Origin of the sequence: Salinibacterium xinjiangense, from assembly GCF_014645015.1 — a bacterium.
Classification (GTDB): domain Bacteria; phylum Actinomycetota; class Actinomycetes; order Actinomycetales; family Microbacteriaceae; genus Rhodoglobus; species Rhodoglobus xinjiangensis.
Genome location: NZ_BMLC01000005.1, coordinates 162,510 through 180,266, shown reverse-complemented (window position 1 = coordinate 180,266; position 17,757 = coordinate 162,510). Strand labels below are relative to the sequence as shown.

The 17,757-nt window shown below is 62.1% G+C and carries 20 protein-coding genes; 11 read left to right on the top strand and 9 right to left on the bottom strand.

Features of this window, described 5'->3' with window-relative positions:
• Positions 1-2 precede the first annotated feature (2 nt).
• The 3 genes from IEW81_RS14070 to IEW81_RS14060 are packed head-to-tail and all read left to right on the top strand — an operon-like array spanning position 3 to position 2,898.
• On the top strand, positions 3-1,940 hold the full coding sequence (locus tag IEW81_RS14070) for a S9 family peptidase (RefSeq protein WP_097061010.1): 1,938 nt from the start codon (positions 3-5) through the stop codon (positions 1,938-1,940).
• A gap of 14 nt (positions 1,941-1,954) precedes the next feature.
• On the top strand, positions 1,955-2,404 hold the full coding sequence (locus tag IEW81_RS14065) for an NUDIX hydrolase (protein ID WP_097061011.1): 450 nt from the start codon (positions 1,955-1,957) through the stop codon (positions 2,402-2,404).
• Positions 2,401-2,898: a heme-degrading domain-containing protein gene (locus IEW81_RS14060; protein ID WP_097061012.1), complete on the top strand. Its 498-nt coding sequence runs from the start codon at positions 2,401-2,403 to the stop codon at positions 2,896-2,898. Before IEW81_RS14065 ends, IEW81_RS14060 begins: the two co-directional genes overlap by 4 nt.
• 223 nt (positions 2,899-3,121) lie before the next feature.
• Here IEW81_RS14060 and IEW81_RS14055 read toward each other — a convergent pair whose 3' ends face one another.
• The gene (locus IEW81_RS14055; protein ID WP_097061013.1) at positions 3,122-4,030 is read right to left on the bottom strand and encodes a universal stress protein; all 909 of its coding nucleotides are present in this window, start codon (positions 4,028-4,030) and stop codon (positions 3,122-3,124) included.
• Positions 4,031-4,153: 123 nt separating this feature from the next.
• Between IEW81_RS14055 and IEW81_RS14725 the strand changes: the two genes are divergently transcribed.
• Positions 4,154-4,885: a YchJ family protein gene (locus IEW81_RS14725; protein WP_308421923.1), complete on the top strand. Its 732-nt coding sequence runs from the start codon at positions 4,154-4,156 to the stop codon at positions 4,883-4,885.
• Between the two features lie 19 nt (positions 4,886-4,904).
• Here the strand turns inward: IEW81_RS14725 and trpD are convergent, their stop codons facing one another.
• Positions 4,905-5,963 carry an anthranilate phosphoribosyltransferase gene (gene trpD, locus IEW81_RS14045; RefSeq protein WP_097061015.1) on the bottom strand — a complete coding sequence of 353 codons (1,059 nt, stop codon included), beginning with the start codon at positions 5,961-5,963 and terminating at the stop codon, positions 4,905-4,907.
• 39 nt (positions 5,964-6,002) lie between these two features.
• Between trpD and ctaE the strand changes: the two genes are divergently transcribed.
• From ctaE to IEW81_RS14595, 6 genes are all read left to right on the top strand, one after another.
• The gene (gene ctaE / locus IEW81_RS14040) at positions 6,003-6,677 is read left to right on the top strand and encodes an aa3-type cytochrome oxidase subunit III (protein WP_097061016.1); all 675 of its coding nucleotides are present in this window, start codon (positions 6,003-6,005) and stop codon (positions 6,675-6,677) included.
• A gap of 51 nt (positions 6,678-6,728) precedes the next feature.
• Positions 6,729-7,538: a cytochrome bc1 complex diheme cytochrome c subunit gene (gene qcrC, locus IEW81_RS14035; protein ID WP_097061017.1), complete on the top strand. Its 810-nt coding sequence runs from the start codon at positions 6,729-6,731 to the stop codon at positions 7,536-7,538.
• Between the two features lie 40 nt (positions 7,539-7,578).
• Complete coding sequence (qcrA, locus tag IEW81_RS14030; protein ID WP_097061018.1) at positions 7,579-8,655, top strand: cytochrome bc1 complex Rieske iron-sulfur subunit; 1,077 nt, start codon at positions 7,579-7,581, stop codon at positions 8,653-8,655.
• Entirely contained in the window at positions 8,652-10,271 is a 1,620-nt protein-coding gene (qcrB, locus tag IEW81_RS14025; protein ID WP_097061019.1) for a cytochrome bc1 complex cytochrome b subunit, read from the top strand. Before qcrA ends, qcrB begins: the two co-directional genes overlap by 4 nt.
• Positions 10,272-10,672: 401 nt before the next feature.
• Complete coding sequence (locus IEW81_RS14805) at positions 10,673-10,807, top strand: hypothetical protein (protein ID WP_345788870.1); 135 nt, start codon at positions 10,673-10,675, stop codon at positions 10,805-10,807.
• The gene (locus tag IEW81_RS14595) at positions 10,755-11,159 is read left to right on the top strand and encodes a GNAT family N-acetyltransferase (RefSeq protein WP_373285402.1); all 405 of its coding nucleotides are present in this window, start codon (positions 10,755-10,757) and stop codon (positions 11,157-11,159) included. The genes IEW81_RS14805 and IEW81_RS14595 overlap by 53 nt, the downstream gene beginning before the upstream one ends.
• Before the next feature lie 13 nt (positions 11,160-11,172).
• Here IEW81_RS14595 and IEW81_RS14015 read toward each other — a convergent pair whose 3' ends face one another.
• The 6 genes from IEW81_RS14015 to IEW81_RS13990 all read right to left on the bottom strand — a co-directional run bounded on the left by IEW81_RS14015 (position 11,173) and on the right by IEW81_RS13990 (position 16,587).
• Positions 11,173-11,634 (bottom strand): GNAT family N-acetyltransferase, encoded by a 462-nt coding sequence (locus tag IEW81_RS14015; RefSeq protein WP_097061020.1) that lies wholly within the window; start codon positions 11,632-11,634, stop codon positions 11,173-11,175.
• Positions 11,603-12,043 (bottom strand): cytochrome c oxidase subunit 4, encoded by a 441-nt coding sequence (locus IEW81_RS14010; RefSeq protein ID WP_097061021.1) that lies wholly within the window; start codon positions 12,041-12,043, stop codon positions 11,603-11,605. Before IEW81_RS14010 ends, IEW81_RS14015 begins: the two co-directional genes overlap by 32 nt.
• Before the next feature lie 2 nt (positions 12,044-12,045).
• A complete protein-coding gene (gene ctaD / locus IEW81_RS14005) occupies positions 12,046-13,800 on the bottom strand; it encodes an aa3-type cytochrome oxidase subunit I (protein ID WP_229671419.1) in 1,755 nt (584 codons plus the stop codon).
• 2 nt (positions 13,801-13,802) lie between these two features.
• Entirely contained in the window at positions 13,803-14,660 is an 858-nt protein-coding gene (ctaC, locus tag IEW81_RS14000; protein WP_097061022.1) for an aa3-type cytochrome oxidase subunit II, read from the bottom strand.
• A 136-nt stretch (positions 14,661-14,796) separates the two neighbouring features.
• On the bottom strand, positions 14,797-15,180 hold the full coding sequence (locus tag IEW81_RS13995; RefSeq protein ID WP_097061023.1) for a HesB/IscA family protein: 384 nt from the start codon (positions 15,178-15,180) through the stop codon (positions 14,797-14,799).
• A 9-nt stretch (positions 15,181-15,189) separates the two neighbouring features.
• Complete coding sequence (locus IEW81_RS13990) at positions 15,190-16,587, bottom strand: dipeptidase (protein WP_097061024.1); 1,398 nt, start codon at positions 16,585-16,587, stop codon at positions 15,190-15,192.
• Between the two features lie 39 nt (positions 16,588-16,626).
• Here IEW81_RS13990 and IEW81_RS13985 point away from each other — a divergent pair, with 39 nt between their 5' ends.
• A complete protein-coding gene (locus tag IEW81_RS13985) occupies positions 16,627-17,208 on the top strand; it encodes a DUF3043 domain-containing protein (protein ID WP_229671418.1) in 582 nt (193 codons plus the stop codon).
• A 40-nt stretch (positions 17,209-17,248) separates the two neighbouring features.
• On the opposite strand, the gene IEW81_RS13980 is transcribed toward IEW81_RS13985, so the two are convergent.
• Positions 17,249-17,680 carry an SRPBCC family protein gene (locus tag IEW81_RS13980; protein ID WP_097061456.1) on the bottom strand — a complete coding sequence of 144 codons (432 nt, stop codon included), beginning with the start codon at positions 17,678-17,680 and terminating at the stop codon, positions 17,249-17,251.
• Positions 17,681-17,757 lie beyond the last annotated feature (77 nt).

The window sequence follows — 17,757 nt, the reverse complement described above, 5'->3', positions numbered from 1 at the left end:
CCGTGCGGGCGACAGAAATCGAGAAGCTCTACAGCGTCTCGCGCCCGAGCCTCTCTCCCGACGCTTCGAGAGCGGTTGTCAGTGTCACCCATCCATCGCTGGATGCCGATGCCGACGTCGGCCAGCTGTGGAGCGTGCCGCTCGACGGCTCCGGTGCCAGCCGCATCACTCGCGGCCGGCTGGACACCGCGCCCACCTTCAGTCCGGATGGTCTAGGCATCGCCTTCATCCGCACGCTCCGGGGCGCCGCGCCTCAGTTGTATGTGATGGACGCGCGCGGGGGAGAGCCGCAGCGGCTCACCGACGCGAAACTCGGCGTCAGCGACATCCAGTGGTCGCCTGATTCGGCCAGGATCGCGTACATCTCGAGAGTCCCCGAGCAAGGCCGCTATGGAACCGTGGATGATCTTGGCGCCTCCGCCGAGCCGCCGCGGCGCTTTACCGGCCTCAACTACAAGTCGAACGGGATCGGGTATACCAACGACAGGCGCGCTCACGTCTTCATCGTCGACGTGCCGCCCGCCGATTCCGAGCCCGCCTACGAGGGCGCTCCTCTGGCGGACGGATCGACGCCAGACCATCATCCTGTCCCGAAATCGACGCAGCTCACGAGCGGGGACGTCGACCACTCCTGCGTGAGGTTCATCGGTGACACGGTCGCGTGGATCTCTGCGCAGCACGAATCCAGGGACGCCGACCTCCTCGACCAGATCTGGGTGGATTCGCAGCCGCTCACACCACTCAGTTCACTCAGTTACAGCAGCTTCGAGACCGCTGCTGACGGCGCCGTGTACGCCATCGCGACCGATATGGGAGAGTCCGGAGTGGGCTTCGTCGGTACCAATCCCGCCCTGTACAGGCTCGATAGCACTGGACCTGTGCGGCTCACCGACCCCGATTCGGTCGATCCGGGCGAGGTCGGTTCGCACCTCGCGATCGCAGGCGATACGGTTCTGCTGCAGGATCGAACCCACGGAACGCGACAACTGCTGTCGGTGGCGCATGGGGGCTTGAGCGCGCTGACCAGCGGCGCGATCGAGATCGAGGGGCAGGCGGCATCCGGAGACACGATCGTGGTCACCTATTCGTCGCCGACGACGTTCGGTGACGTCGGAAGGCTGAACGACGGGGTCGTCGAGCCACTCACCGACTTCTCGGCAGTGCTTCGGGATGTCGGCATCCGCATAGCGACAGAATCCACGGTCGACGGCCGGGATGGCTATCCCGTTCACGGCTGGATCATGACTCCAGCGGGGGAGGGGCCGCACCCCACGCTGCTGATGATCCACGGTGGCCCGTTTGCGGCGTACTCGGTGCATCTCTTCGACGAAGCGCAGGTCTACGCGGACGGCGGTTACGCCGTCGTATTCTGCAACCCCCGGGGCAGTGCTGGATACGGCCAGCAGCACGGGCGCGCGATCACCGGCGCCATGGGCACTGTCGACATGGATGATGTGCTGGACTTCCTGGATGGTGCGCTGGCAGCTCACCCGGAACTCGACGCGACGCGGCTCGGTATCCTCGGTGGCTCGTACGGCGGATATTTGACCGCCTGGACGATCGCCCATGATCACCGATTCGCCGCTGCAGTAGTCGAGCGTGGATTCCTGGACCCGGAGGCGTTCGTCGGATCCTCTGACATCGGCTGGTTCTTCCCTCAGCAGTACAACGGCACGGATCACGAGTCGATTCGTGCCCAGAGCCCGCAAGCGGTGGCACGACTCGTCACGACTCCAACCCTCGTGGTCCATTCCGAAGACGACCTGCGGTGCCCGATCTCGCAGGCCGAGACGTGGTTTGCAACGGTGAAGCTCAACGGCGTCGCGTCGGAGATGCTTGTGTTCCCCGGCGAAAACCACGAACTCAGCCGATCGGGCTCACCGCGGCATCGAGTGCAGCGATTCGACGCGATCCTCGAGTGGTTCGGGCGATACCTGTGAATGGCCACACGCCCGTGAATCGGCCTACGAGCCGCATCCTGCTGCTGGACAGGGATGACCGTTTCCTGCTCTTTCTCACGCTGGCGCCTGACACCAGCGGAGTCGCCCGGTGGCTCACGCCCGGCGGGGGAGTCGACCCCGGCGAGACCCACCTGCAGGCCGCTGTGCGTGAGCTGGAGGAGGAGACCGGGCTCGTCATCCCGAATCTGGGCGAGCCGATCTGGGCTTACGATTTCATCGTCAAGTGGGATGCCGCCGACCACGACACCGGTCACGCCGAGTTCTACTCAGCCACCGTCGACGCGTTCACGCCTTCTGACGCGCTGTGGACCGATGATGAGCGAGTGGACGTGCTCGCACACAAATGGTGGACGCTGGATGAGCTGGATGCCACGACAGAACTATTCGAGCCGGCCGAACTCGTCCAGCTCGTCCGCTCACAACTCGAGGAGAAGAAACGATGACCCGTCCCGTTCCGGAATACACCGCGGCCGACCTCGAGTATCTGAACTCGGTCGAGCTGCCTCGCATGAGCAATGACGACGCTGTTGCCCTCGGCCTGATCGCCGTGCAGGTGATCCGGGAATGGGATCTCTCCCTGGCCGTCGATATCGTGCTGGCTGGCGATCTCGTGTTCAGGGCGAAGCTCAAGTCGACAGGCGCCGGCAATGACCCGTGGCTGGCAGGCAAGGCGGCCACAGTGAATCGTTTCGGCGAACCATCGTTGCTCGTGAAGCTTCGTCATCTCGAGGCTGGCACGCCGTTTGCGGATCGGGCCGACATCGACCACGACACATTCAAGGCGCACGGTGGATCCATTCCCTTGCGAGTCGGCGGCGTGATTGCCGGGACGATCACGATGTCTGGAGAACCGGACGTGATCGACCATGAGGCTGCGGCCGAGGCTCTCAGTCGCTTCGTGAGCCAGATGGATTCCGCCTCCTCCTCTCGGCAGTAACATCACCGATAATGAACATTATGTCAAGTAGTGCGCATTTCACTCGATGTGTCGCCTCTGGTGCTTTATCCTGACCGGCCTGCATGCTCGATCAGATTGCAGGTGACTGCCATTGCAGTTGACTACCATCGAGGTCGTTGAGGAATCCGGCCCGTCAGCCCCGGGCGCTATCAGTATTGAGTGCGATCAGTGTGTCAAGAGCTTCCCCGGCTGTCACCACGCTTCACGCTCGAGATGCTCCCGGCACGACAACGACCGGGCAATGGGCGTGCGCCGCACACGTCGTGCTGACCGAGCCCAGGACGAGTCCCGCAAACCCGCCCCGACCCCGAGAGCCAACCACGATCATGCGGGCGTGCTTCGAACTCTCGATCAGTGCTTCCGCGGGCTGTGAAAGAGCGGCGCGAAAGGTAACCTCAACGTTCGGGTGACCCTCGGTCAGTCGATGAGTTCCCGCCACCAGGTCTCGATGCACTCGTGCTGTCACTTCCTCGAACGACGGTACGTAGCCGTGTTCCTCGGTGAACTGGGGAGGAATGTGGTCGATGCTCCAGGTTCGCACCACCTCGAGCTGGGTGTCGAGCATCGCTGCAGTAGCCAACGCCCACTTCAGCGCTTCATCAGCATCGGCGGAGCCGTCATGGCCGACCACGATAGGTCCTGCACTCGACATCGACGACGTGTTGTCGGTCGACGTGTTGTCGGTCGGGTGGACGACGATGACAGCGCACGACGAATGCGCGGCACATTGCGAACTCACCGAGCCCAGCAAAAGCCCAACGAAACCGCCGTGGCCCCGGCTCCCGACAATCAGCACATCGGCCGAGCGGCTCTCATCGAGGAGAGTCCGGGCGGCAGAACCTTCCCGAGCCGTGAACTCGTACCAGTCGGGAAGCGGGTCTCCCAGAACCTCGCGAGATACTCGCCCGAGTTCCTGTTCAGCGTTCTCTCCGGGTGACCACGACAGGGGTAGTGCGGCATCACCGATAGGAATGTCCCATGTGGAAACAGCGCGAAGACGACCATTCAGTTTTTGCGTATATTCGCTGGCGAACTCAAGGGCCGCCAGCGAGGGATTCGACCCGTCAACTCCGACAACGATGAGCGGGTTTGTACGACTACTTGTGTCCATGTGTTCAGCTTCCCTCGCCCATCGGATCTCGACTAGGGCCCAAAGTCCCCCACATCGTTTAGCGCCTGCCGCCCGCCGCTCGGCGCCTCGCTAGCGAGAATGTCGGCATGGAAACGACGCGATATGAGGCGGAACGTTGCGGCGGAACATTCTGATCTTTTCCGCCGTCTATTCTTTTCACGCGACGACAATGCACAAGAGACGCCGCACGAAAACGGACCCGGGCCGCGTCATAACGCGGCTGGCGAGCTTCTTGAGGCGGACGTATCGAAACACCTGGTCATCGATGAGCTGGCCACGGTGGGCGCTCGTGAAAATCATCCGCTGCCAGCGGCTCCTGGTGACCACCGGCGTCGCAACTACCGTCAATCACAGGAAGAAGGCCATGCGAACACGCCAACACAGGGATTCTCCATCGATGAGCGCGCAGCGATGAAAGAACGTGCGAGGGAGCTCAAGGCCTTCGTGGGTGACGAAGCGGCGCGCTGCCCCTGCCGCTCCGGTCTCCGCTACGGCGAATGCTGCAAGCCGCTCCACGCAGGAACCTCCCCCGCACCCACCGCCGAGCGGCTCATGCGTTCGCGGTTCAGTGCGTTCGCGACCGATGATGCCCGGTATCTTCTCGCCACATGGCACTCATCCACGCGGCCGGCAGGGTTGACGCTCGACGGCACCCTTCGATGGACCCGGCTCGAGATCCTCAGCCGAAGTCGCGGAGGAATGCTCGATAATGAGGGTACCGTCGAGTTCGTGGCCCACTTCCACTCCCCCGACGGCCGGGGTTCCCAACGAGAAAACAGCCGCTTCATCAGGGAATCAGGAGCGTGGTCCTACCTCGACGGTGTGGTCGAGTAGCGAGCGGAGCTGTTGTCCGTCACTGTCGGTTCGTAGCCGCGACCCACTCTGCGAGCTTTTCTGCAGCGAGACCTGAATCGACGACCGCCGCCGCCCGGTCCAATTGCTCGGCCAGCCTGCCCAGGATCGGCTTCCGCAGCTGCTCAGGGTTCTGAGCGAGATCGAAGGCGGTGAGTCCCGCAGCGGCGTTGAGCAGCACAATGTCGCGAACCGGACCGGGCTCCCCCGTCAGCACCGCCCTCGCGACGCCGGCATTATGCTCAGGGTCGGCTCCCAGCAATGACTCTATCTCTGCCCGGGCGATTCCCAGGTCAGCGGGATCGAGGTCGTATTCGCTAACAAAACCCCGCGATACTTCCCAGATGTGGCTGTGACCGGTTGTCGTGAGCTTGTCGATTCCATCGTCGCCGCGGTACACCAGCGCCGTTGCCCCGCGGGAACGGAACACACCAACCACCAACGGCACTCGTTCGAGCAACGACACACCGACCGCGGACGCTTCGGGCCGCGCGGGGTTGCACAGCGGTCCCAGAATGTTGAAGAGGGTCGAGATCCCCAATTCTCTCCGGGTGGGGCCCGCATGGCGGAATCCCGGATGGAACAGCGTGGCGAATGCAAAGGTGATCCCGGTTTCCCGCAGCACCTCGGCGACCCGCGGCGGCTGAATGTCGAGATTGACCCCCAGAGCCGAGAGCACATCCGACGCTCCTGATGCTGAACTGGCGCCCCTGTTGCCGTGTTTGACGACGGGAACTCCGGCCGCGGAGGCGATGATCGACGCTACAGACGAGATGTTGAGGACGGCGCCGTAGGGGTCGCCACCGGTGCCGACGATGTCGAGGACCATGGGGTCGACCTCGAGAGGAAGGGAACTCGCGAGCACGGCGTCCCTGAAGCCCACGATCTCATCTACGGTCTCGCCCTTGATGCGCAGCGCCACGAGCAATCCAGCCAGCTGAGCTGACGTCGACTCCCCCGCCATGACGCTCTGCATGGCCCATTCGGCTTCGCCGATCGATAGGTCATCACCCTCCACCAAGGTTGCAAGGATACCGGGCCAGGTTCGCTCTCGTGCCATGATCGAATCCTAACGAGCGAGTCGCGACAGACCAGCCGAATGACAAAACCTACCCCGAAAATCGGGCATAATAGAGGGGTGACTACAGCCTCATTAACTCGCTCCCTCGGAGCACAGACGGTTAACCGCCCCAACGTCGTCGCTGTGGGCACGATCGTTTGGCTCGGCAGCGAAGTCATGTTCTTCGCAGGCCTGTTCGCAATCTATTTCACCCTCAAATCCACATCCCCTGGGCTGTGGGCTGAAGAGACCGCCAAGCTCAACGTCACCTACGCGGCGATCAACACGATCGTGCTTGTGCTCTCGTCCTTCACCTGCCAGGCCGGTGTCTTTGCCGCAGAGCGACTGCAAGCGAGGCGTACGGGCACACTCGGCCAGTTCTGGAAGTGGGGAATGGTCGAGTGGTTCTACCTGACCTACGCCATGGGCGCCACGTTCGTCGCCGGCCAGGTCTACGAGTACGCGATGCTGGTCTCCGAACACGTCACTCTGCAGAGTGATTCCTACGGCTCGGCTTTCTATATCACCACCGGATTCCACGGCCTGCATGTTACCGGCGGGCTGATCGCCTTCCTGCTCGTGATCGGGCGAGCCTTCGCTGTCAAGAACTTCGGCCACAAGGAGGCCACCAGTGCGATCGTCGTGTCGTACTACTGGCACTTCGTCGACGTGGTCTGGATCGGCCTCTTCATGGTCATCTACATCCTGAAATAGCCGAAACGACACAAGACCCACACCCTGATGAACAAAGGAACCCCACGCAGCATGGCCATGAAGCCAGCACGACAAAATCGTACACAGCGCTCCGCAGGTCGACGTCACCCTCTCGCCACCGCGGCGTTGATTGTGGTCGGCCTCCTCGCCACAGGTGGAACCTACGCGCTCTTCACGACCAGCGCGACGGCTGAAACCAGCGCTGCAGCAGAGGCAACCATCGAAGACGGCGGCAAGCTGTTCGCGGCCAACTGCGCAACCTGTCATGGCCTGAACCTCCAGGGAACGAAACAGGGGCCAACGCTCATCGGTGTCGGTGCTGCATCCGTCGACTTCCAGGTGGGCACTGGCCGTATGCCATTGGCAGCAACCGGCCCCCAGGCCGAGAAGAAGCCTGTGCAGTTCACCGAAGAACAAGTTTCAGCACTCGCCGAGTTCGTCGCTTCGAAGGCGCCGGGCCCGGCAATCCCCTCAGCCGAATATCTCACGGGCGAGGGCGATGCATCGGAAGGTGCAGAGCTGTTCCGCATCAACTGCGCGATGTGCCACAACGTCGCCGGAGCAGGTGGCGCTCTTACCGAGGGCAAGTACGCTCCCCCGCTGGCCGGGATCGCTCCGAACCACGTTTACGACGCAATGTTGACCGGCCCGCAGAGCATGCCTGTCTTCAATGACGACAACATCACGCCTGAGCAGAAGGCGAACGTCATCACGTACCTCAAGTACCTCGACGAGACACCTTCTGTCGGTGGCTTCGGCCTCGGCAACCTCGGCCCCGTGTCTGAGGGCCTCTTCATCTGGATCTTCGGGCTTGGCGGGATCGTGGCGATCACGATCTGGCTGACCGCCCGCTCAAACTGACACACGACCTCGCACAGCAACGCAGAACGTAGGGAAGAGAATGGCTAACGACCACGACGGCACCCCCGACAGCTCCATCGTCGGCACGACCGTCGAGAAATACGGCAACAACCCGCCGCCAGCGGGTACTGCCGTCGTGGCGTCTGACCGGATCCAGAACCCAGGATTCGAGCCATACCGCCCCCGCGTGGCCGACCTCGATCCCGCAGTCGAGAAGGCACAGGAACGTCGCGTCTCCGCCCTGTTCTTTGTCTCCATCATCGGCAGCGTCATGGCGGTCGCCGTCTACATCGCGTTCCCCATCGTCCCAGGCGATATGGGATCAGTGCGGCTGAACAACCTGCTACTCGGCATCAGCATCGCTCTCGGGCTGCTCGCTGTCGGCGTCGGCGCCGTGCACTGGTCGAAGGCGCTTATGGACGGCCACGACATGGTCGAACAGCGCCACGGCACCCGGGGAACCGACGCGACCCGCGCCAAAGCGGTCGAAGTATTCACGCTGGGCAACAAAGAATCGGGCTTCGGCCGCCGCACACTCATCCGCAACACCCTCATCGGCGCTCTGGTCGTCTCCCCAGTGCCGGCGATCGCGTTGTTCCGCGACCTGGCGCCGAGCGAAGATCCGGTTCCGCTGCTCAAGCACACGCTGTGGGCGAAGGGAGTCCGGTTGACGCGTGACCCTTCCGGAACCCCGATTAAAGCTTCTGAAGTGACGCTCGGCTCTGCCTTCCATGTGATCCCAGAAGGTCTGGAAGAGTCCGAACACCCGTTGGAAGAGAAGGCAAAGGCTGCGGTGCTCGTTATGCGCCTCAAACCAGCCGACTTGAATGTATCTGCCGGTCGCGAGGACTGGAATTACGAGGGCATCATCGCGTATTCCAAGATCTGCACCCATGTCGGATGCCCGGTGGCCCTGTACGAGAAGCAGACCCATCATCTGCTGTGCCCGTGCCACCAGTCGCAGTTCGATATCACCCAAGAGGCAGCGGTTATCTTCGGACCCGCCAAACGTCCTCTCCCCCAGCTCCCCATTTCAGTGGATGCCGAGGGTTATCTCGTCGCGCGTAGCGACTTCACCGAACCAGTTGGACCAAGCTTCTGGGAGCGCAAACTATGACTACCACCGAAGACCGCCCCGCAGTGACCGCGCAGAAGAGCCGCGGCGCACGATTCACAGGTTGGGCCGGGAACTACCTTGATGAGCGCACGAGCATCTCGGGGCTCACCAAAGAGGTCGGTCGCAAGATCTTCCCCGACCACTGGTCGTTCATGCTGGGCGAGGTTGCGCTGTACAGCTTCATCGTCATCCTGCTGTCGGGAACGTTCCTGACCTTCTTCTTCCAGGCGTCCATGGTCGAAGTGGTCTACCAGGGTTCATACGTGCCGCTCAAGGGCATCGAGATGTCGGCGGCCATGGCCTCGACCCTCGACCTTTCGTTCGACATCCGTGGCGGCCTCCTGATGCGCCAGGTGCACCACTGGGCAGCACTGCTGTTCGTGGCATCCATCGGGCTGCACATGCTGCGGATCTACTTCACCGGCGCATACCGCAAGCCGCGCGAGATCAACTGGCTGATCGGTTTCGTGCTCTTCATCCTCGCGATGGCTGAGGGCTTCACCGGTTACTCGCTTCCGGATGACCTGCTTTCGGGCAACGGACTGCGCATCATCGACGGCATGGTCAAGGGCATCCCGGTCATCGGAACGTGGATCTCCTACCTGCTGTTCGGCGGAGAGTTCCCCGGCACCGACATCGTGGGCAGGCTCTACGTACTGCACATCCTGATCCTGCCGGCCATCCTGGTTGCCGCGATCGGTGTGCACATGTTGCTGCTGATCATCAACAAGCACACCCAGTTCGCTGGCCCCGGCCGCACCAACGACAATGTCGTCGGTGTGCCGATCATGCCGGTGTTCGCCGCAAAGGCAGGTGGATTCTTCTTCATCATCTTCGGCGTGATCATGCTGATCGCCTCGCTGTTCCAGATCAACCCGGTGTGGACGTACGGTCCATACGACCCATCGCCGGTATCTGCCGGAACCCAGCCAGACTGGTACATCGGATTCGCCGACGGCGCTCTGCGATTGATGCCGCCGGGCCTGGAGCTCGAGATTTTCGGCGCGACGCTGTCGCTGAACATCATGATTCCGCTGCTGATCCTGCCGATCTTCCTTGCGCTGGTCGCGTTCTATCCCTTCATCGAGGCGTGGATCACGGGAGACAAGCGGGAGCACCACATCGCAGACCGTCCCCGCAACGCCCCGACGCGCACCGCAATCGGAGCAGCCGGAGTGACGTTCTACGCGGTCCTGTGGGCTGCGGCGAGTTCTGACCTCCTGGCGACCCACTTCAGGTTGTCGATCGAGGGAGTCATCCACTCCTGCCAGGTGTTGCTGATCATCGGCCCGATCATCGCGTACTTCGTGACGAAGCGGATCTGCCTCGGTCTTCAGAAGAAGGACCGCGAGATCGCCCTGCACGGCTTCGAGTCGGGTCGCATCGTGCGCCTGCCGGGTGGCGAGTACATCGAGGTGCACGAGCAGCTTGATGAGTACGAGCGCTGGAAGCTCGTGAGCTTCGAAGAGTACCAGCCGTTGACGGTGCTCCCGGATGCACAGGGTCGCATCTCGCTCAACCAGCGAGTGCGCTCCGCCGCTTCGAATTGGTTCTTCGAAGACCGGATCTCACCCGTGACGAGCAAGCAGATCGAAAGTTCGCGCGACGACCACTGATCTGTGCGCACACCGAACGCCGCTGGCCCCCGGGCCGGCGGCGTTCCGCATTTCGCTAAAGGATGCCAGCATCCCGCACCGTGATCCCGACAGTCGCCCAGTGCTGCTGCACGCTCATCACACCCAGCTGCGCAACGACTCAAAAACACCCGGGGCTGTGTCTGTCACATTGTTGGGCCCCTTTAGCCAGGTGAGCTTCGTCGGCGGACGCGGTTTCATCACCTACCGTGACCTCGACGCGGCCGCCCTGCGCCAGATCGTCTTAACAGCACTGGAGCACTTCCAGGGCGAGCCGACCATCAGCAGGGTCGAATGGGAAGACTCGAGCCCTCGATCCTGCTCCGGGGCTTCACGGGGCCCTGCTCGACAGCAACTTTGCCGCAGGCGAACCTGAGTCGATCATGATCGACGATGCCGCGGCGTTGGCGATGGAAGTGCCGCTTCCTGAGGGCATCACCTTACACACGGTCGACCACGAGGTCGATGTGCGCGCGATGTGCGCGCGATGTGCGCGCGATGTGCGCGATGCAGGATGACGTGTTCGGTAATCCAGTGTCCGACGAGATGGCACTACAGCTCCTGAACCGCCTCGCCCGAAACGATGGGATGCAGCTCTGGATCGCTGAAGTGGCCGGCGAGATCGTCTCCGCTGGCCGACTGGAGCCCGTCACCGGGACCCAGTTCGCGGGTATCTGGGGCGGAGCGACCAGAGAAGCCTGGCGTGGCCAGGGAATCTACCGAGCACTCACCGGTGCGCGCGCACTCGCCGCATTAGCCATGGGCAAGCCCCTGATCCACAGCGACTCGACCGAGTGTTCGCGTCCCATCCTCGAAAGGTCCGGACTCGTTGCTGTGTTGACAACGACACCGTACAGCTGGAGCCGATAGCCCCAACGAGGTCTCAGCTGTAAAGGGTGCGCTTCAGGAAGTCGGCGGTAGACCGGTATCCGATGCGCTCGTAGAAGTCGGCTGAGCGACGACTGGGCACCGTCAACTGCCTGACCTCGCGCTCACGACACAGCCGCTCGACTTCTTCTATGAGGGCAGTGCCGATCCCCTCACCCTGGCGGGTAACGTCCACGGCCAACTCCTGCAACTGCGCGGAGCTGCCGTTGACATGAAGCAGAGGGGTGATGGTGGTCAACGCGTAGCCCACTACGGTGCCATCCAGGTCTGCTCCGACAAGAAACAGTGTGGTGGCTTCATCCTGAAGCAGGAACGCGAAATTCTTATCGAACGCCTCCTGCTCCGGAGAATAGCCCTCAAGCTGCTGGAGCAGGGAGAAGACGCACGACGAGTCGGCTTCGACGGCCGGCCGAAGCCTGAACGTGCTAGCGGGCGAAGTATCCGCGGTAGTACTCAAAGATCCACCCCACGATGCTGATCAGGAATATAGCTACACCGATGAACGAGATCCACGGGCCGACAGCAATGCCGAGGAACGTCAGCGCCGCGCTGCTCGCGAGTACGATCGGCCACCAGCTCCACGGGCTGAAGAAGCCCTGCTCGGCATCACCATCATCGATGTTCGCGTCGAGCCGATCTTCAGGAAGCTCACCACCCTGTGACTTGTAAATGCGCCCGATGTAGAACGCGATGAGGGCAGAAAGTGCGCCGGTGAGCCCGATGGCAACAGCACCGACCCATTCGATCTGCGGTGCCGTCTGTGCTGCCGGTCTGGCCGAGACGAGAAGTGACCAGACTATGTAGGCGATGTCGGCCGCGAAGAAGAAGCCTGCCAAAACCCAGAACAGGCGTGCATTGGTTGACATGCCTACTTGACCTTCTCGTCGCCGAGGTCGTAGACAGGCGCGTCTGGAGCATCCTTCAGCGACCCCACGCCCCCGATCCCGACCGGAATCCCAGCCTCTGGGTGGTTCAGGTCGAACGCGGGAGCCTCGGACCGGATGCGAGGGATGGAGGTGAAGTTGTGACGCGGCGGCGGGCAGCTCGTGGCCCACTCGAGCGAGCGACCGTAACCCCATGGGTCGTCCACAGTCACCTTGGGCGCTTTGCGGCCCGTGATGTAGACGTTGTAGAAGAACGGCAGCATCGAGATGGCCAGGATCGCCGCCCCGGTGGTAGAGACCTGGTTCATCCAGGTCACACCGTCGGACTCGAGGTAGGTGCGGTAACGGCGCGGTAGCGCGAGTACTCCGATCCAGTGCTGGATAAGGAATGTCGTGTGGAAGCCCACGAACAGCAGCCAGAAATGAATCTTGCCGAGGCGCTCGTTGAGCATTTTGCCTGTCCACTTCGGCCACCAGAAGTAGAAGCCAGCGAACATCGCGAACACGACGGTGCCGAACACTACGTAGTGGAAGTGCGCGACGACGAAGTAGGTATCAGACACGTGGAAGTCGAGCGGCGGGCTGGCCAGGATCACTCCGGTGAGTCCACCGAACGTGAAGGTGATCAGGAAGCCGATCGCCCAGAGCATGGGCGTCTCGAATGTGATGGAACCCCGCCACATGGTGCCGATCCAGTTGAAGATTTTCACCCCGGTTGGCACCGCGATCAGCATCGTCATCAGCGAGAAGAAGGGCAGCAGCACCGACCCGGTCACGTACATGTGGTGAGCCCACACTGTGATCGACAGGGCAGCGATCGCGATCGTCGCATAGATCAGGGTGCGATAACCGAAGATCGGCTTACGCGCGAACACCGGGAAGATCTCGGAGACGATGCCGAAGAACGGCAGCGCGATGATGTAGACCTCCGGGTGCCCAAAGAACCAAAACAGGTGCTGCCAGAGGATGACGCCGCCGTTGGCGGGGTCGTAGATATGAGCGCCCACCACCCTGTCGGCGCCGAGCGCGAACAGCGCGGCCGCGAGGACCGGGAACGCCATGATGACCAGCAACGAGGTCACGAGCGTATTCCAGGTGAAGATCGGCATGCGGAACATGGTCATGCCGGGGGCGCGCATGGTGATGATCGTGGTGATGAAGTTCACTGCCCCGAGGATGGTGCCGAACCCGCTCAGTGCAAGTCCGAATACCCACAGGTTGGCACCGAAACCCGGCGAGAAGGTTGTGCTCGACAGCGGAGCGTAAGCGAACCATCCAAATGCTGCCGCACCCTGCGGGGTGAGGAACCCGGCGACCGCGATCAACGAGCCGAAGCTGTAGAGCCAGTATGCGAAGGCATTCAGTCGAGGGAACGCGACGTCAGGAGCTCCGATTTGCAATGGCATCAGGACGTTGGCAAAACCGGCGAACAGCGGAGTCGCGAACATGAGCAGCATGATCGTGCCGTGCATCGTGAATAGCTGGTTGTACTGCTCCCCCGTGGCCACGACCGACAGGCCCGGAGCAAACAACTGCGCGCGAATGACCAGGGCCATCACGCCGCCCAGCAGGAAGTAGATGAAAGACGTGATCAGGTACATGTACCCGATGGTCTTGTGGTCAGTGGAGGTGATCCAGCCGACAACGATGTTGCCCTTGCGCTCGACCTTTGATCCGCCGATGGTTTCTGACGTCGACGAACCACCTGTGGTGGTCGGCCGGTCGACTGTTGTCGTCATTGCTATCCCTCGTCGCTACTGCCGTTGCCGGGCAGGTTCTGGTTCACGTTGTACTCGAGCCCGATCTGGCCGTCGAATCCGGTGGCCTTCTGCTCGGCGATGTAGGCGCCATAATCAGCCTCGGAGACGACCTTCACGGTGAAGAGCATGAGCGAGTGGTACTCGCCGCACAGCTCTGCGCATTTGCCCTGGAAGGTACCCAACTCGGTGGGTGTGAAATACATGTAGTTGCTCTTGCCGGGGATCATGTCCTTCTTGTAAAGGAAATCCACTACCCAGAATGAATGGATGACGTCGCGAGATTCGATCTTGATCTCGATCGTCTTGTCAACCGGCAGGTACAGCACCGGAAGGTTGTCGGTGTTGATAGAGCCGTTCGCGTTGAAGGTCGCCTGAACACCCGTGCTGTAGGCGTCATCTGTGACGTAGTTGAAATCCCATGCCCAGCGCTTGCCGATGACCTCGATTTGAACGTCGGGGTTCTTGGTAGGTTCTTCGATCTGCGCCTGGTCCCTCGCCGTAAATGCGAAGAAGCCGAGGACCAGGAAGAGCGGGACGATCGTGTAGAACATCTCGATAGGGAGGTTGTAGCGCAATTGCACCGGCAGGCCCGTCTGGCCCTTGCGCCGGCGGTACACCACTGCGGTCCAGATGATGAGGCCCCATGTAACGACGCCGACCGCAAGCAGGACGATCCACGACGTCACCCACAGCCCGACCACGGACGACGTGTGGTTGGTTGTCTCGCCGCTACCGGGGAGCCAGCCGTGAAGCTGTTCCGGCGTGCAGCCAGCCAGGGCGATCGTGACGAGGACGCCAAGCGGAATGGCAATCCATCGAAGACGGCGGTTGGAGCGCACCAGTTACCTCTCGCAAAACATAGACAAGATACCCCATAAGTGTATAACGGGAGCGACGCCCGACTGGTCACCTCGCCACGTCGCGGGAACGAAAAAACGCGCCATTGCTGGCGCGTTTTCCCTGAAAATATTGGGGTTAGTGGAAGCTGTCTCCGCAGGCGCAACTGCCCTGCGCGTTGGGGTTGTCGATTGTGAAACCCTGCTTCTGGATGGTGTCTTCGAAGTCGATGGTTGCTCCGTCGAGATACGGCACGCTCATTTTGTCGAGGACGACTCCGACGCCTTCTCCGAACTCGACGACAGCGTCGCCATCGAGAGTGCGCTCATCGAAGTAGAGCTGGTAGATGAGGCCTGAGCAGCCACCGGGCTGCACAGCGAGGCGCAACTTCAGATCGTCGCGACCCTCCTGCGCCATCAGGCTCCTGACCTTGTCGGCAGCAGCATCGGTGAGCCCGACACCGTGCGCGGTGGTGCTGGTGGCCTCGGTTGTGAGTTCAGTGCTCGTAGCGGTGTCAGTCATACTTCGATTCTACCCTCGCGTTTCGAGCTTTGCCAGCAGCACGGCCTCGGTGAGGATCGCCCGCTGGAATACCCCGAGATGGAGGGATTCGTTCGGGCTGTGAGCGCGCGAATCCGGATCCTCAACGCCCGTCACGAGAATCTGCGCCTGCGGGAAGTTCTCGACCAGCGTGGAGATGAACGGGATGGAACCGCCGATGCCAGTCTCGAGCGGCTCGACGCCCCAGGCCTGATACATGGCGTCTTTCGCCTCGGCCACGGCCCAACCACTGGTGTCGACGAGAAAAGGATCGCCGCGATCCACATCCGAGATCTCGACATGAGCGCCGAACGGTGCGTGAGCCAGCAGGTGCGCCTCGAGCGCTTCATAAGCGTCAGCGGCCGTTTGTCCCGGCGCGATTCTGGCGCTGAGCTTCACCATGATGGAGGGCGCGAGGGTATTCGATGCATTCACCACAGTGGGTGCGTCGATCCCGGTAATCGTGATGGCCGGCTGGTCCCACAGCCGTGATAGTACAGAACCGTGACCGATCGCTGAGACGCCGTCGAGAAGCGCTGCTTCTTCGGCAAGTGTGGCCTCAGAGTATGGCGGCGTCTCGGATTCACGGCTCGTCAGCCCTTTCACCGCTACCGAACCGTCGTCAGCGTGGAGGGTGGCGAGAAGCTTGATCGCGGCGAGCATGGCGTCGGGCGCGGCTCCACCGAACATGCCGGAGTGCGATGCGTGCTTGAGAGTGGAGATCTTCAGTTTGAATGTCACATTGCCGCGAAGTCCGACGGTCAACGCCGGAGTGTTCACGTCCCAGTTATCTGAATCGGCGACGACGATCACATCGGCTGCGAGTTGTTCGCGGTGCTGCACGACGAAGTTAGCGAACGACCGCGAGCCGAACTCCTCCTCGCCTTCGAAGAATGCGACGAGACCGAGGTCGAAATCGTGTCCGACGGTGTCGACGAAGGCGCGGATCGCGGCGATGTGAGCCATCACTCCGGCCTTGTCGTCGGCGGCGCCGCGGCCGTAGAGCCGGTCGCCGCGAACCGTCGGCTCGAACGGGCTCGAATCCCAATCCGCCGGGTTTCCGGGGGGCTGCACGTCGTGATGCGCATACAAAAGGATCGTCGGCTTGCCGTTCTTCGACTGGCGAGTTGCCAGCAGCGCAGGATGACCGGTGCGTTCGTCGTCGATGGGCGCCGTCGAGATCTCCACCGTGTCGAACACGCCGAGCCCATCGAGCAGCACCTTTACGGCTGAGGCGCTGGTTGCGACATGCTCGGCGTCGAATCCATCCCACGACACCGAGGGTATGCGAACGAGGTCCCCGAGCTCGGCGATAGCCACGGGCATCCCGTCTCGCACCGCCTCTGTCAGTTCAGCGAGAAGCGGATGCGGCAGCAGCATTTCAGTCATGCGAGTAATCTTAAAGCTCGACAGAGGCGAGGATCCCCCGTGGCCAAGACATCAGAGAGCGACGCAGCCAACAAAGCAGGCTACGAGCTCAATCAGGACAGCATCTCCAGCGGCAAGGGCCACGCAACTCCCACCCGCCGGGAACGAGAGCTTGCTCGCAAGCAGCCCCTCGTGTCGAGCGACCGTACGGCAGCCCGGAAAGCGGCGCGCAGCCAGATGCAGGCCCAACGGGAACGGGCCCGCATCGGCATGGCGGCCGGCGAGGAGAAGTTCCTGCCGATGCGCGACCGCGGACCGCAGAAGCGGTACGTCCGGGACTATGTCGATGCGCGATTCAGCGTGGGCGAGTTGCTGATCCCGCTGATGTTCGTCGTGATCATCCTGACCTTCTTCCCCCAGCCAGAGGTCCAGGCCATCGGCCTCGTCGCCCTCTGGGCGTTCTTCCTCGTCGCCATCATCGACGTTGTGGTGCTCGGCTTCATTGTGAAGCGAAAAATCGCAGCCAAGTTCGGCGCAGATCGCCTCGAGAAGGTGCGCTGGTACGCCGCCATGCGCGCGTTGCAGCTGCGTTTGATGCGCCTGCCCAAGCCGCAGGTCAAGCGCGGACAGTTTCCGGTCTAGCTCTTCCGCCCTTTTCCCTCCCTGTCGCGCTCGATCGCCACTACATCGAGGCGAGGACCTTTTCCATGTCGTCGAAAAAGAGGTCGTAGCCGGCTATCGTCGCAGCAATCTGCTCTTCACCGAAGCCTGCCGCCGCTTGCGCCAGCGTCATCCGTGCTCCGTCATCCACCGGTGATATCTCGATGACGACAGGCTCCCGCGCGTCGTCGGCGGGCCTGTCTGTCATCGTGAACGACAGTCGGAGTGGTGGCTCGACATCCGTGTACTCCCCCGCCCAATGGATGATGCTCCCGTCGGGCGCATGCATTATGGCCTTCCAGCTTCCACCCACCCGCAGATCCATCGTCACCGAATCCACCGGCATGTCGAATGTGCCGAACCATTCTGCAAAGTACCGGGGTACCGTCCACGCCGCGAACACCTGCTCCGGAGTCGCGCCGAACGTGCGAGTCATAGTGATTCCGTCAGCCATGCGCCACAGGATATCAAGTCGAATGGACTCCGACGGGAGTAGCTGAAAACCGCCCGGGAGACGACGACCTCGCCTCA

What these genes read in the sequence shown, in the direction of transcription:
- qcrC (WP_097061017.1), top strand. Translation starts at nt 6,729, where the DNA reads ATGGCCATGAAGCCAGCACGACAAAATCGTACACAGCGCTCCGCAGGT.
- IEW81_RS14055 (WP_097061013.1), bottom strand. Translation starts at nt 4,030, where the DNA reads ATGGACACAAGTAGTCGTACAAACCCGCTCATCGTTGTCGGAGTTGAC.
- IEW81_RS14010 (WP_097061021.1), bottom strand. Translation starts at nt 12,043, where the DNA reads ATGTCAACCAATGCACGCCTGTTCTGGGTTTTGGCAGGCTTCTTCTTC.
- IEW81_RS14805 (WP_345788870.1), top strand. Translation starts at nt 10,673, where the DNA reads ATGATCGACGATGCCGCGGCGTTGGCGATGGAAGTGCCGCTTCCTGAG.
- ctaD (WP_229671419.1), bottom strand. Translation starts at nt 13,800, where the DNA reads ATGACGACAACAGTCGACCGGCCGACCACCACAGGTGGTTCGTCGACG.
- trpD (WP_097061015.1), bottom strand. Translation starts at nt 5,963, where the DNA reads ATGGCACGAGAGCGAACCTGGCCCGGTATCCTTGCAACCTTGGTGGAG.
- IEW81_RS14595 (WP_373285402.1), top strand. Translation starts at nt 10,755, where the DNA reads ATGTGCGCGCGATGTGCGCGCGATGTGCGCGCGATGTGCGCGATGCAG.
- ctaE (WP_097061016.1), top strand. Translation starts at nt 6,003, where the DNA reads ATGACAAAACCTACCCCGAAAATCGGGCATAATAGAGGGGTGACTACA.
- IEW81_RS13995 (WP_097061023.1), bottom strand. Translation starts at nt 15,180, where the DNA reads ATGACTGACACCGCTACGAGCACTGAACTCACAACCGAGGCCACCAGC.
- IEW81_RS13990 (WP_097061024.1), bottom strand. Translation starts at nt 16,587, where the DNA reads ATGACTGAAATGCTGCTGCCGCATCCGCTTCTCGCTGAACTGACAGAG.
- IEW81_RS14060 (WP_097061012.1), top strand. Translation starts at nt 2,401, where the DNA reads ATGACCCGTCCCGTTCCGGAATACACCGCGGCCGACCTCGAGTATCTG.
- qcrB (WP_097061019.1), top strand. Translation starts at nt 8,652, where the DNA reads ATGACTACCACCGAAGACCGCCCCGCAGTGACCGCGCAGAAGAGCCGC.
- IEW81_RS13980 (WP_097061456.1), bottom strand. Translation starts at nt 17,680, where the DNA reads ATGGCTGACGGAATCACTATGACTCGCACGTTCGGCGCGACTCCGGAG.
- IEW81_RS14725 (WP_308421923.1), top strand. Translation starts at nt 4,154, where the DNA reads ATGAGGCGGAACGTTGCGGCGGAACATTCTGATCTTTTCCGCCGTCTA.
- qcrA (WP_097061018.1), top strand. Translation starts at nt 7,579, where the DNA reads ATGGCTAACGACCACGACGGCACCCCCGACAGCTCCATCGTCGGCACG.